Source organism: Maribacter sp. MAR_2009_72 (assembly GCF_007827235.1).
GTDB lineage: Bacteria > Bacteroidota > Bacteroidia > Flavobacteriales > Flavobacteriaceae > Maribacter > Maribacter sedimenticola.
In genome coordinates this window covers 3,864,310-3,878,582 of sequence record NZ_VISB01000001.1, presented here as the reverse complement: position 1 = coordinate 3,878,582, position 14,273 = coordinate 3,864,310, and the positions used below count along the sequence as shown (strand labels likewise).

Genomic DNA, 14,273 nt, shown 5'->3' with positions numbered 1-14,273 from the left:
AGTATTCTACATCGAATAATATGACCTTTAATCGATAAAATACACCTTTAGTAGTAAATTTAGAGGGTTAGCGCTTTAATGTAAAATGGTTGTTAATATATGCCGCATGGGTAGTTTGGCCAAGCGAATCTCTGTAAGATAATTTAAACCAGTAATCGGATTCAGGCAATAGTACACCATTAAAAGAGCCGTCCCAACCATTTGAGTTTTTATGTAGTTGATGCAGTAATTTTCCATATCGATCATAGATGCTGATAATAGGATTGTCCAAAATATCCAGTCCGGCTACATGCCATGTATCATTTACTCCATCCGCATTAGGGGTAAAGAACTTTGGAAATCCCAGGACCACTATTTTTTTGGAATCGCTACCGCATCCGTTCAAATCAATTACCGTTATGGTATGCTCTCCTGGAAAAAGGTCATGAAAAGTGGCACTTTCCTGTGGTTCCTCACCATCCAATTGATAGGCAAGATTTCCGTCGGTCTCTACATATACCCTTACCGTATTTGCCAAATCGTCCTCATATTCAATACTAATATCAGTAATAACTGGAGGTTTGGAGAAAACAACCTCTATAGATTTAACGGTTACACATTGTAATGCGTTCGCCGCATTGGTAACGGATAAGGTATAAACCCCACTCTGATCCACCGTTATCATAGGTGTAGTTTCACCCGTACTCCACTCATATGTATAATTTGGATCTGGCGTTTCTTCCCCAATTGTAGCAACAGGAGCCTCACCGCATTCGTATATTCTTGTAGGAAAATCAAGTTCCGGCAATGCCACACTATTAATTTCAAAAGATTCCGAAACATCAAAACAATTACCGTTTTCCAAAGATGTGGTTCTTACATGTATGGTTTCCGTTAATGCAGAAGGTACATAGCTTTTAGGCAATGGATCAATACCATCAATGGCATCCTCAACAGAAGAATGGTAAGTAACACGAAACTCAAAAGTACTTTGGTCCCCCAACGCTTCCTCGTCCTTTAATGTTAAATCAATGGCCGTACCATCAAAACAGGCCGTACTATCCGCTACCTCATATGTAACGGGCGAAGGCGCGTAAGCTACCTGAGTCTCGCTAATTAAATTATTGCCCAGAGGCCTTATTACAAGTACTCTGTACATTGCAGAAACCGCCACGGAAAGTTGTGCCCCATTTTCATTTGGTATACGCTGATAACCTGTTCCCAAATCTATATACCACTCATAACCCAATGCATTATCCGTAGTTGCATCAAGTACTACGTTCTCGTTATCGCACGCTATGATCGGTGGCCCCAATAAATTATCAATGATATCACAATCTAATGCACTATTAGGAAATTCCACAAAAATGCTTCCCGAAAATTGAATGGAAAATCCAGAATTATTATTGCTATAATTATTGATCAATAAATAATAATCCTGTCCGGGTTCAACCTCTAACCAATCTTCATATTGTATATTATCCGCCCCTGTGGGGTCTACCCCCACTCCAATAAAATCGCTATTGTCCGAATTGTCGAAATAATTACATCTTACAGGCTCACCTAAATCATTACAATCTGTAGTATTATACAAAGCAAAATCCCAATCTTCGTTGGAGTCAAGTCCAATATTAAAGCCTAATTGACCAGATTCTCCTGTTCTAAAGCGGTACCATGCAGAATTGGTTTCTATTGTCCCTGATGCCTGTGTAAAACAACCTGAAACGGAGGCCCCGTTGAAATCATCTATACCATAACCATTGGTCCCGGCATTGATCGGAGTATTGTAACAAATAGGTATGGCATTGATACAATCTGGAGCAACTTGAGAGAAACAAGTTAACATACCAAATAAACTGAGGAAAAGAATGGCTAAACCACGCTGGGTCATAAGGCAAAATAGATTTGGTTTTTAAAAGTAACCCCTAGCTTGCTTTATCACCAATTATTGTTGTGTAATCCCCCTATTTAGTTATAAAGTGACACTTATTGTATATCTTTACGGCTTGAATTGAGCGGGAACAAAAAGTACGAATAGTCAAGTTGCCCAAATCAATTGTCAACATTAAAAAACAGGGTTTTAACCTATTGGTAATAAATGCCGCAAACTTTATGAACGTACAAAAAGGTGTCTTATATCGTTAATTCATATCGCTTTACCATGGCATATTTTACAAATGACAGCAATGCGTTCAAAACTATCGGAGATAATCTTGTATGGACAAATTTTACAAAAACCCTAAACACTCATTTTAAACGCACATAATTTCATGCAGTTGTACGAAAATCAAGAAATTAAGGTTCACAATTCACTTACTGGAAAAAAAGAAATTTTCACTCCGATCAATAAAGGACATATAGGCATGTATGTATGCGGCCCTACAGTTTACAGTAATGTGCATTTGGGAAATTGCAGAACCTTTATGTCATTTGATATGATTTTTAGGTACTTTAAACATCTTGGGTATAAAGTACGGTATGTCCGTAACATAACGGATGCCGGTCACCTTGTAGATGATGCTGAGGATGGTGAAGACAAAATAGCTAAAAAGGCCAGATTGGAGAAGCTTGAACCTATGGAAGTAGTACAGCGCTATACGGTAGATTTTCATAATATTTTGGAAAAGTTTAATTTTTTACCCCCTAGTATTGAACCTACCGCTACTGGCCATATCATAGAACAAATAGAGATTATAAAGGATATCCTTAACAAAGGATATGCCTATGAGACGAATGGGTCCGTTTATTTTGATGTCGCCAAGTTTAACACTGATCATGAATATGGCAAGCTAAGCGGTAGAAAGTTAGAGGATATGATCGCCAATACACGTGACCTTACCGCTCAGGACGATAAAGGCAATCCGCAGGATTTTGCTCTATGGAAAAAAGCGGAACCGCAACATATAATGAGATGGCCATCACCTTGGGGAGATGGTTTCCCCGGATGGCATCTGGAATGTACGGCAATGAGCACTAAGTATTTGGGGGAGACCTTTGACATTCATGGCGGAGGAATGGATTTGAAATTTCCGCACCATGAATGTGAAATAGCCCAAGCAGAGGCAAGTAATGGTAAATCTCCAGTAAATTATTGGCTACATACCAACATGCTTACCTTAAATGGTAGGAAAATGGCCAAATCTACAGGAAACAGTATTCTTCCTGGTGAAATATTTTCTGGTGAAAATGACATTCTAAGTAAGGCTTTTTCTCCCTCTATGGTACGCTTTTTTATGATGCAAGCTCATTATACCAGTATTTTGGACATTAGTAATGATGCACTTTTAGCTTCTGAAAAAGGGTTCAATAAATTAATGGAGGCCATCAATTCCTTAAAATCCCTTCCAGTAGCAAGCAGCAGTAATTTTAATGTGGCCGAATGGAAATCTTCCTGTTATACCGCCATGAACGATGATTTTAATACGCCTATATTAATTGCCAAATTGTTCGACGCCGTAAAACATATTAACTTGATCAAAGAAGGTAATGAAACCATTACAAAAGAAGACAAGGAAGAACTGGAACAAACCTTATACGCATTTATATTTGATGTTTTAGGATTGGAAAATAAAAGTAGTTCAGATGCGGATTCCGAAAAACTGGGCGGAGTCGTAGAATTACTCATACAATTACGTAAAGAAGCGCGTGAGAACAAGGATTTTGCAACTTCTGATAAAATTCGTGACCAATTGTCCGCTTTGGGCATACAGCTTAAGGATGGAAAAGACGGTACTACGTACAGTTTATAACTAATCCAAAAATTTGGCTTTTTGAATTTTATCTTGGTATTCCTTGGGAGCAATATGTTGTCTATTTTTAAATACCCTATTAAAATAAGATCTGCTTTCAAATCCACAATCCAAGTAAACTCCTTTAATGCTTCTGTTGGGATCCTGTAATAAACCTACGGCCAATTTTATCCGTTCGTTATTAATAAATTCCACAGGGGACACACCCAGCTCCGTTTTAAACAAACGATAAAAATGAGAAGGGCTCATACAGGCCATTTTACTGAGTTCATCTATAGAGAGGGGTTTATGCACATTGTTTCTGATATAACGTATGACCTCCGTTAGCCTGCTTTCCTTTTTTAGTGACAATGTTGCATTGCTATAAATTTTGCGTTCATTGGTCTGTAAAATTCTAATAATCAGTTCACGAAGCATATTATCCACAAAATAATCCTTGGAAGGGTGATCTTCGGAAAAAAGAAACAGCAACCGTTGAATAATTTGAAAGATTCCTCGATCGTTCACAAAATGAAAATTGTAATCCATAAGGCCCCACTCCTCCTTGTTATCCTTGGGCATGTTCTCGTTCATGAATTGCAATACCTTATTGATTTTATCCTCAAAAATTGCCATGGCAAGACAACGCGTAGGATTTTTGGACATAGCCTCAGGGAAATCTATACACATACGTTCATTGGCCGGTAGGACCAAGGATTCTCCTGGCAAAAAATCAAAACGTTCGTAATCGCGTAAATGCATTATTTTTTTACCCTGTATCATACTGGCCAGAACCGGCTGTTCAAATTGCAATAGCACACTACTAGCTTGTTCATGTGTTTCAAAAACATGCATGGCAGCATTGTTCATTGTAAAAGAGGTTTGGTTTTCGACCAAGGTCTCTAGACGTCTTTGTTTTAAAAATTCATCAGATAACTGTATCATACCCTTGTATTTACATTAAGAAATTTACAAAATATTATAGGTAAAAAAGAGATATTAACAATAAATGATAGAATAGTTCACATTATTCATAGAATGCGTCAGATTAATGGAGAATATGAAGAGTACATTTAAGCTGTAACAGGATGACATTATACTTATTTCAACAAATATTAACTTAAAACATGTATTATGAGCACAACAGCAACCGTAGCAAAAGACGTACTACAAAAACCTAAATTCAAGAATCAGTATGAAAACTATATTGGTGGAAAGTGGACAGCCCCTACCAAAGGTGAATATTTTGATAACACTTCACCGGTAGACGGTAAGTCCTTTACCAAAATACCACGTTCCACGGCAGAAGACATTGAAAAAGCTATAGATGCGGCTTGGCAGGCAGCTCCTTCTTGGAATACATCTTCTGCAACTGAACGAAGTAATATGCTATTAAAGATTGCGGACAAAATGGAGCAGAACCTAGAGGTTTTGGCCAGGGCAGAAACTTGGGACAATGGCAAGGCTATACGTGAAACAAGAGCGGCCGATCTTCCTTTGGCCATTGACCATTTTAGATATTTTGCCGGTGTCATCAGAGCAGAAGAAGGTTCCGTTAGCGAACTGGATGCCAATACCGTTGCATTGAACGTAACCGAGCCTCTTGGCGTAGTAGGACAAATAATTCCTTGGAATTTTCCATTATTAATGGCCACTTGGAAACTGGCACCTGCATTGGCAGCCGGAAACTGCGTGGTCTTAAAACCTGCCGAACAGACCCCTGTAGGTATTTTAATTCTAATGGAATTGATAGAAGGTATTTTACCGGACGGGGTTTTGAACATTGTTAATGGCTTTGGTGCAGAAGCGGGCAAGCCTTTGGCTTCTAGTCCAAGAATAGATAAAATTGCCTTTACCGGAGAAACTACCACAGGGCAATTGATCATGCAGTACGCCTCTAAAAATATTACGCCAGTTACCTTGGAACTCGGTGGCAAATCCCCAAATATTTTCTTTGAAAGCATTATGGATGCGGATGATGCCTTTTTTGACAAGTGTTTGGAAGGTGCCAACATGTTTGCCTTGAACCAAGGCGAAGTTTGCACATGCCCATCAAGAATGTTGGTACAGGAAAGCATTTATGACAAATTCATTGAACGTGTTTTGGAACGTACCAAGGCAATAAGAATGGGCCATCCTTTAGATTCTTCCACCATGATGGGAGCTCAGGCATCCAACGATCAATTTGAAAAGATTCTAAGTTACATCAATATTGGTAAAGAAGAAGGTTGCGAAGTGCTTACCGGTGGTAGCCAAGCCTATAACGAAGGACTGGAGGGCGGTTTCTATATACAACCTACTATTTTAAAGGGCAATAACAAAATGCGTGTTTTTCAGGAAGAGATTTTTGGTCCGGTCCTTTGTGTAACCACTTTTAAAGACGAAGCGGAAGCCATAGCCATTGCCAACGATACCTTATATGGATTAGGTGCCGGTGTTTGGACACGGGACACCCACCAGGCCTATCAAATTTCAAGGGCCATAAAAGCCGGTAGGGTTTGGGTAAATTGTTATCACCTTTATCCTGCACATGCTCCGTTTGGGGGATATAAAAAATCGGGAATTGGCCGGGAAAACCATAAAATGATGTTGGCACATTACCGTCAGACCAAAAATATGCTCATTTCCTATGATAAAAAGCCTATGGGATTCTTTTAACCGGAATAAACATGAAAACTAAACGCGTATTAGTAACGGAAAAAGCGGCACACATAATCCAACAATTAAAGGAGCGCCATGGTGAACTTATGTTTCATCAAAGCGGGGGCTGTTGTGATGGTTCTTCGCCCATGTGCTTTACCAAAGGCGACTTAATGCTGGATGATAATGATGTTTGGCTGGGGAATATTGAAAATTGCGATTTTCATATGTCAAAAGATCAGTTTGAATATTGGAAACATACCCAATTGACCGTTGATGTTACCCCAGGAAGAGGCGCTAGTTTTTCATTGGAAATACCGTTAGGTGTCAGGTTTTTAATCAAATCCAGATTGTTTACCGAAGAAGAATCCAAAAATTTAGAGGATATACGACTAGGGGTTTAATTGCGTTTATTATAGTTAACAAGTCCGGATGGTGAGTATCCGGACTTGTTCATTTTTAATTGTTTCTTTTGTGGTAGCTTTGCTACTATAATTCACAGTCTTGAAAATTACGTTTAAAAAAATAATGATAGCCCCATTTGTATGGTTGATTCGCTTTTATCAAATAGCCATATCGCCCTACACACCTGCCACATGTAGGTACTCGCCAACGTGTTCTCAATATACTTTGGAAGCCTTAAAGAAACATGGCCTTTTTAAAGGTGGATGGTTGGCAACAAAACGAATTTTTAGCTGTAACCCTTGGGGTGGTAAAGGATATGATCCAGTTCCTTAAAAAGGAAATTTTAATTACCCATATCTCTAATCCAAAACTTAATTTGTCTGTTGGCTATTTATTATCTTAGCCAAACAAAATACAACACATGCATTTCTTAGGAATTACCTGGAATCCAAATGAAACCCTTTTCAATATAGGATTTATACAGATCAAGTATTATAATTTATTATGGATAACGGCATTTGCTTTGGGCTGGTTCATAATGAAAAAGATATTTACCAATGAAAAAAAATCGGTAGAACAGTTAGATTCACTCTTTATCTATACCGTTCTTGGTACTATGTTGGGTGCTCGACTGGGTCATGTGTTTTTTTACGATTGGCCATATTATTCCAACCATTTACTTGAAATTCTACTACCAATACGGGAGAGTGAAAACGGCAGTCTGTTGTTTGGCTTGGTCAATGGTTATGAATTTACAGGATTTACAGGATTGGCCAGTCATGGGGCCACCCTTGGTATTATTATAGGTACTTATCTATATACAAGAAAGCATAAAGAATTTAGTATGCTTTGGATATTTGATAGAATGGTAATACCTGTTGCTATTGGTTGTTTTTGTGTGCGACTTGGAAATTTTTTCAATTCTGAAATAAATGGTAAGGTTGTAGATGAAAATTTTATTTTCGCTACAAAATTTATAAGGGATTCAGATGACCTACATCCATCAAAAGCATTGGGCATTACCCAAGAAAAATCAGTAAATGCCGCCTATGCGGCCATTGAGAACAACCCTCAATTTTCTCAATATCTAGCGGAAATTCCATATCGCCATCCTGCGCAATTGTATGAAGCGGTTTGTTACTTACTGATCTTTATTCTACTCTATTTTTTATATTGGAAAACGGATAAAAAGAACAAGCCAGGTTATCTTTTTGGATTATTCTTTGTTTTATTATGGACAGTGCGCTTTTTTGTGGAGTTCGTAAAGAAAAGCCAGGGTGGCTTTGAAGAAAGTCTTGGGGTACTCTCTACAGGACAATGGCTTAGCATTCCTTTTATTTTCATAGGTCTGTTCTTTATGTTCAAGAAAACAAAAACCGCATAGATGTACGGTTCTAAATTTATACGGCTTCTGATGATATTTGCCATGTTATTGGCAGTATGCTCCTGTAAGAAAGAAGAAAAAAAAAGTATCTCCACTCCATCAGTCAGTTTTACGCATGAAGGTGATCTTTTTATATATCAAGGTACCACAGATTCAATTAAGGCGTCATTCAACATAGAATTCGCCGAAAGTTCATATGAAACACAAACAGGATTAATGTATAGAAAGGGCATGGAGAACGATCAGGCCATGCTATTTATTTTTCCCACGGAAGCTATGCACTCATTTTACATGAAGAATACGGAGTTTCCTTTGGACATATTGTATATAGATGAAGATTTGAACCTTGCCAGTATGCAGGAAAATGCACAACCGTTAGATGAAGATGGACTTTCCTCAATAGTTCCCGTAAAATATGTACTTGAAATTAACGGAGGATTAGCTGAAGTATTGAATATTTCAATTGGGGATAGTATTAGTTATAGTCGTAAATAATTATAATTTGCCTCTACAACAGCACAATATAAAGCCTAATTATCTACTTACGAATGAGGAAACCGATCGGTTATTGATCAAAAAAGTCACTCAGTCCCATTTTCAAGAATGGCTTCCTTTTCATAAAGAGCCATTAAGTAGTCAATTTTGGAGCGGCTTACCCAAAGATCCAATTCAAGCTTGTCAAGAGCAATTTAATAGAATTTTTGAACGGTATGACAGTGGTGCAGGTGGTATGAACGCCCTTATACACAAAGAATCAAATATGTTAATTGGCCTAGCCGGTCTACTAATCCAAAATATAGATCACCAAGAAGAATTGGAAATTGGATATTCAATTTTGCCCAAATATTGGCGTCAAGGATATGCTTTTGAAGCCGCAAGCGCTTGTAAGAACGTAGCCTTCCAAAACAACTGGGCAGAAAGCTTAATTTCAATTATACAGGTCAATAACATACCTTCCCAGCGAACGGCCCTTAAAATAGGCATGTCCATAGACGGCAGTACAACTTATAAAAAAAATCCGGTCAATATTTTTAGAATTCGTAAATAAAATGAATCATTGGGTTATATACATCAATAATAATTCTAATAAAAAAGATTTTTTCAAGCTTTTCAATAAGGGTTCCCTACCCAAGGAACTAAGAGAATTTCAAGGCAAAACAGGATGCATATATTCATCATTTACACTAGAAAAATTAATTGATGAAGAAGATAGGCATGACCGGAAAATTATAAGTACTCAAAGTCAAAGCTTGGAAACCATGTCCAGTGGTGAACAAAAAAAAGCGTTGTTGCATTACTTGTTGCAGCAAAAACCTGATTACATAATTTTGGACAATCCTTTTGATAATTTGGATATAGGTTTTCAAAAAGAATTACAACATATACTTCTTAAAAACTCCATTTCCATTGCTTTCGTACAAATTGCGAGCCGTACAGCGGATACCTTATCATTCATGAACAAATTTGGTAAATTAGAAGGGTCATTGTTCTCTGAAATAACATTTCCTGAAGCCTTACATACCAGCATAAAAAATACATTTAGTACTGACCGCATTCCAAAACCACTAAAGATTCCCATACCATGTAACAATGCATTGGTAAAATTTAAGGATGTAACGGTCAATTATGGAAATAGGCCAATCTTAAAAAATATCAATTGGACTATTAATCCGGGGGATTTTTGGCAATTGACGGGACCAAATGGCAGTGGTAAAAGTACCCTACTTTCCATGATAACAGGAGACAACCCTAAAGCTTATGGACAAGACATCTATTTATTCGGCACTAAAAAGGGAAGCGGTGAAAGTGTTTGGGACATTAAAGAAAAAATTGGATACTATTCCCCCGCTATGACCAATAAATTTAGTGGAAGGCATACTATTGAATATATGCTCATATCCGGATTAACAGATTCCGTAGGCCTATATACTATTCCTACAGAGTCCCAGAAACGGGTTGTAAAGGAATGGTTGTATTTATTAGATCTTTATGAAGAAAAAGAAATTCATTTCAATAAACTATCCACGGGAAAACAACGATTGGTCATGACTGCACGCGCAATGGTAAAACACCCACCTTTGTTAATATTGGACGAACCTACCGCTGGTATGGACGATGTTTCTGCCACACTGCTGGTTGAACTTGTCAATAAAATTGCAGAAGAGACTACAACTGCGATCATTTTTGTTTCCCACAGGAAAGAGCCATTTTTAGAGCCAAAAGATATATTTAGCCTATCCTACTCCAATGACGGTTCAAAAGGACTTATAAGCAAGACATAAAAAAAATCGCTATCCTTTTGGGATAGCGATTTTTTCTTAAAATTCTAAAATTCTATTTTTCCTTTCCTGATGTAATTTTTTTGCTCAAAGCATCGAACATTACAGGAGTTGCAATAAATACGGAAGAATATGTACCTACTATAACACCTACAATCATTGCGAACATAAATCCTCTTAACGATTCACCACCGAAAATAAAAATGGCCAATAACACCACTAAGGTGGTCAAAGACGTATTCAATGTTCTACTTAATGTAGTATTAATCGCAAAATTAATATTGGAACCACCTTTCCAACCACGTTCCGCCAACGTTTCACGAATTCGGTCAAACACAACCACGGTATCGTTCAAGGAGTAACCAATTACCGTTAGAATCGCCGCGATAAAAGCTTGGTCAATTTCCATATTAAAAGGCATCAATTTACCAAATATAGAGAACACACCTAATACGATCAATACATCATGGAAAACGGCTACTACCGCTCCTAAAGAGAATTGCCACCTTCTAAACCTTAATAAGATATAAAGAAACACTACGGCAAGAGAACCTAAAATGGCTAAAAATGCATTGTTCTTAATATCATCTGCAATTGTTGGCCCAACCTTTACAGATTGTAAAATACCTATTGCATCCTCATCTACACCTCCAAGGACAAAAGCATCCTTGTCAAAGCCATCTGGCAGGTATTTTTGAAGTGAAGTATATAATTTATCCTGAATTTCAGTATCTACTTCAATACCTTCCACATCTACTTTATAAGGAGTAGTAATCTTTACTTGGTTAGATTCACCATAAGTCTTTACATTGGTTCCGCTACCAAAAACGGTATTAAGTTCCGATGCAATTTCAGAAGGGTTCACCGGTTGCTCAAAACGAACGGTATACGAACGCCCGCCCACAAAGTCAACACCTTGCTGTAATCCCGGGCCAAAGAATAGTGAAAACAATCCTACGGCAACAAGAATAGCGGAAATTACATAAGCAATCTTTCTTTTGATCAAGAAATCTATATTGATATTCTTAAACAGGTTCTTGGTTAGACTTGTAGAAAAATCAAGGCTTCTACCTTTACCTTCTAAATACCAATCTACCAATAAACGTGTTATAAATATGGCCGTAAATAAAGATGTAATGATACCTATCAATAATGTAGTTGCAAAACCTTTAATTGGTCCAGAACCAAATATGAACAGTATAATTGCGGTAAGGCCTGTTGTTATGTTGGCATCCAGAATAGAAGAAAGCGCATTTCCAAATCCGTCAGCAACTGCCTGACTCTTCCCTTTTCCTTTTGCCAATTCTTCCTTGATACGTTCAAAAATAAGAACGTTGGCATCCACGGACATACCTATGGTCAATACGATACCTGCAATACCAGGTAATGTCAATACGGCGTTCAAGCTGGTCAACACCCCAAAGATCAATAAGATGTTCAATAACAATGCTATATCCGCAAATGCACCTGCTTTACCATAGTAAGCGATCATCCATAATAAAACGATAGCCATGGCAATTAGGAAAGACATAAATCCACTGTCTATTGCCTCTTGCCCCAATGATGGACCAACAATTTCCGATTGAATGATTTCTGCACGTGCAGGAAGTTTACCGGCCCTAAGTACATTGGCAATATCCTTGGTCTCGTTAATAGTGAAATTTCCAGAAATTTCCGTTCTACCACCTGTAATACCACCAACAACCGAACAGCCAGGAGCGGTATACACCTTGTTATCCAACACTACGGCAATACCCGTTTGGTTAATATTGGCATCACTCGTTAATTTCTGCCATAATTTTGAACCAGCAGAGTTCATGTTCATGGTAACGACAGGATCATTGAATTGATCAAACTCGGCCCTAGCATCGCTTACAACATCTCCACTCATTCTAGGAGTACCTTCCCTATTGCTTTTTAAAGCATACAAATCAATAACCTCAGCATATTTTGTTGCAGGTCGTTGCCATAAGAACTTTGTAAATTGAATATCAGCAGGTAACAATCTCCTAATTTCCGGCATTCTTAAATACGAACCTATTGTGGCCGTATCCTTAATTGCCGCACGGAACATGGCGTTGCTTCCTGGATTGGCAGGAATCAACAACTCGTACAAAGGATTAACCTGTGTGGCCAAATCCAATGAATCCGCAGAAACATCCGATAATAAAGAGTCAAGCTCCGTTTCTTCCTTTACCGGCTCCGGACGCTCTACATCCACAATTTCCTTTAGCTTCTCATTTGCCTGAATCAAAAAGGTACTAAAGCTTGGATTGCTTTGTTTGTGAGTTTCCCAGAACTCCAATTGGGCTGTACTTGACAATAATTCCTGTGCACGGGCAATATCCCTAGCTCCAGGTAATTCTACCAGAATACGACCAGAATTTCCTTCTCTCTGAATATTAGGTTGTGTTACCCCAAAACCATCAATACGCTCTCTTAATACCTCAAATGCAGATACTATGGATTCATCTATCTTAGTTCTGATGATCGGCTTCACCTCATCATCTGACATTTGGGTGTTCACCTCGTTGGCATCTACCAAACTTTTGGTCGCAAAAATATCGGGCGATGCCAATTTGGTATCTCCCTTAATATTATCGAATGCTTCAAAGAACAAATCCAAATAAGTATCATCACTATTTTTGGCCGCTAAATCAGCATCTGCCAAAGCTTTGTTGAATACAGGGTTCTTTGTATTATTGGCCAAGCCTTTCAAAATATCCTTTACGGAAATTTGTAAGGTTACGTTAATTCCACCTTTAAGGTCAAGACCTTTATTTAGTTCTTTCTTTTTGGCTTCATTATAGGAGGTATATCCTAAAACGGAATTATCACCTATTGAATCCAAATAACGCATAGCCACTTGTTCTCTTTTGGTTATATAATCTTCCTCTGATTCAGGAACTTGACTAGCAGCAAACACCGTAGATTCTTTTTCTACCTTGCTGGTCACAAATGTGTAGGATAGCTGGTAAATACTCACTAACCCGAATAATAAAGCAAATAGCTTTATAAGTCCTTTATTTTGCATTTTAATTATTTATTTAAGTGTATTGATTAAGGTTCTGAAATTTCTTAAAATTGGGCCATCATACTTTAACGAAAAGTAGATACGCTCCGTGTAAGTACACGTACTATTACTAACTGTTGGCATTATTGTAAGGTCCTGCCCTTACCTCTGGGATATTTTGGAAAGTTTGATCAATTGCAATAGCAATATCTTTATTGATTTTATACGCTGTATGTTCAACGATCCCTTGCTCTAAAACAATTTGTGCGTTGAAATTTAATACTACAGGATTAAAAAGGTCAGTAATCTCCTGCTTTTGTACAGGTACTAGATTACCGTATAAAACTACTACGGTATCACCTTGTTGATGAAGGTCAGATACTACAAGTTTATACTCCTCAGGAATTTTTTCCTTTGGAAAGTCTATTGGCAACCTATCGCCACTAGAAGAATCCCCTAAGTTTTCTTGCGTAAGAAACGCTTTAACGCTTGGGGCATCAATATCACTATAATAACGGATACTTACTTGTGTTCCGTCATTCTCTATAATTTCAATAGCTTCAACACCCAGAACGTTCAACTTTCTGGTGATAGCTGCCACAACTTCGTCATGAGCGGTATCCGAAGCTAGTTCTACATCTGTAAATTGTAATGAAATTTGCTGATTAGAAGCTTTGGTATGCCCTTGACTTAGCCCTAAAACGGCCAGTATAATGATTAAAGTACTTACGCACCATTTTGCATTCATGCGGCAAATATAAAAAGAAAGATTATACTAGGTAGTTTATTTCATACAATAAATACCTGGTGGCTATTCACTTATAATAGAAAACCCCCATAGTTCT

12 protein-coding genes are annotated in these 14,273 nt (G+C 37.8%); 8 read left to right on the top strand and 4 right to left on the bottom strand.

Features of this window, described 5'->3' with window-relative positions:
* Positions 1-67: 67 nt before the first annotated feature.
* Positions 68-1,825, bottom strand: a complete 1,758-nt coding sequence (locus tag JM81_RS16245) for a T9SS type B sorting domain-containing protein (RefSeq protein WP_261375109.1) — start codon at positions 1,823-1,825, stop codon at positions 68-70.
* Positions 1,826-2,249: 424 nt separating this feature from the next.
* On the opposite strand from JM81_RS16245, the gene cysS reads away from it, so the two are divergent.
* Complete coding sequence (gene cysS, locus JM81_RS16240; protein WP_144804960.1) at positions 2,250-3,728, top strand: cysteine--tRNA ligase; 1,479 nt, start codon at positions 2,250-2,252, stop codon at positions 3,726-3,728.
* Here cysS and JM81_RS16235 read toward each other — a convergent pair whose 3' ends face one another.
* A complete protein-coding gene (locus JM81_RS16235; protein ID WP_222430311.1) occupies positions 3,729-4,652 on the bottom strand; it encodes an AraC family transcriptional regulator in 924 nt (307 codons plus the stop codon).
* Between the two features lie 189 nt (positions 4,653-4,841).
* Between JM81_RS16235 and JM81_RS16230 the strand changes: the two genes are divergently transcribed.
* The 7 genes from JM81_RS16230 to JM81_RS16200 all read left to right on the top strand — a co-directional run bounded on the left by JM81_RS16230 (position 4,842) and on the right by JM81_RS16200 (position 10,418).
* Positions 4,842-6,365 carry an aldehyde dehydrogenase family protein gene (locus JM81_RS16230; RefSeq protein ID WP_144804958.1) on the top strand — a complete coding sequence of 508 codons (1,524 nt, stop codon included), beginning with the start codon at positions 4,842-4,844 and terminating at the stop codon, positions 6,363-6,365.
* Positions 6,366-6,376: 11 nt separating this feature from the next.
* On the top strand, positions 6,377-6,751 hold the full coding sequence (locus tag JM81_RS16225) for a DUF779 domain-containing protein (protein ID WP_144804956.1): 375 nt from the start codon (positions 6,377-6,379) through the stop codon (positions 6,749-6,751).
* 124 nt (positions 6,752-6,875) lie between these two features.
* Entirely contained in the window at positions 6,876-7,085 is a 210-nt protein-coding gene (gene yidD, locus JM81_RS16220; RefSeq protein WP_144804954.1) for a membrane protein insertion efficiency factor YidD, read from the top strand.
* Positions 7,086-7,173: 88 nt separating this feature from the next.
* Entirely contained in the window at positions 7,174-8,136 is a 963-nt protein-coding gene (lgt, locus tag JM81_RS16215; protein ID WP_144804952.1) for a prolipoprotein diacylglyceryl transferase, read from the top strand.
* Complete coding sequence (locus tag JM81_RS16210; RefSeq protein ID WP_144804950.1) at positions 8,137-8,631, top strand: DUF192 domain-containing protein; 495 nt, start codon at positions 8,137-8,139, stop codon at positions 8,629-8,631.
* Positions 8,632-8,638: 7 nt separating this feature from the next.
* The gene (locus JM81_RS16205; RefSeq protein WP_261375103.1) at positions 8,639-9,184 is read left to right on the top strand and encodes a GNAT family N-acetyltransferase; all 546 of its coding nucleotides are present in this window, start codon (positions 8,639-8,641) and stop codon (positions 9,182-9,184) included.
* Position 9,185: 1 nt separating this feature from the next.
* A complete protein-coding gene (locus tag JM81_RS16200; protein WP_144804948.1) occupies positions 9,186-10,418 on the top strand; it encodes an ATP-binding cassette domain-containing protein in 1,233 nt (410 codons plus the stop codon).
* Positions 10,419-10,470: 52 nt separating this feature from the next.
* On the opposite strand, the gene secDF is transcribed toward JM81_RS16200, so the two are convergent.
* Complete coding sequence (gene secDF / locus JM81_RS16195; protein ID WP_144804946.1) at positions 10,471-13,449, bottom strand: protein translocase subunit SecDF; 2,979 nt, start codon at positions 13,447-13,449, stop codon at positions 10,471-10,473.
* A gap of 109 nt (positions 13,450-13,558) precedes the next feature.
* A complete protein-coding gene (locus JM81_RS16190; RefSeq protein ID WP_144804944.1) occupies positions 13,559-14,176 on the bottom strand; it encodes a hypothetical protein in 618 nt (205 codons plus the stop codon).
* Positions 14,177-14,273 lie beyond the last annotated feature (97 nt).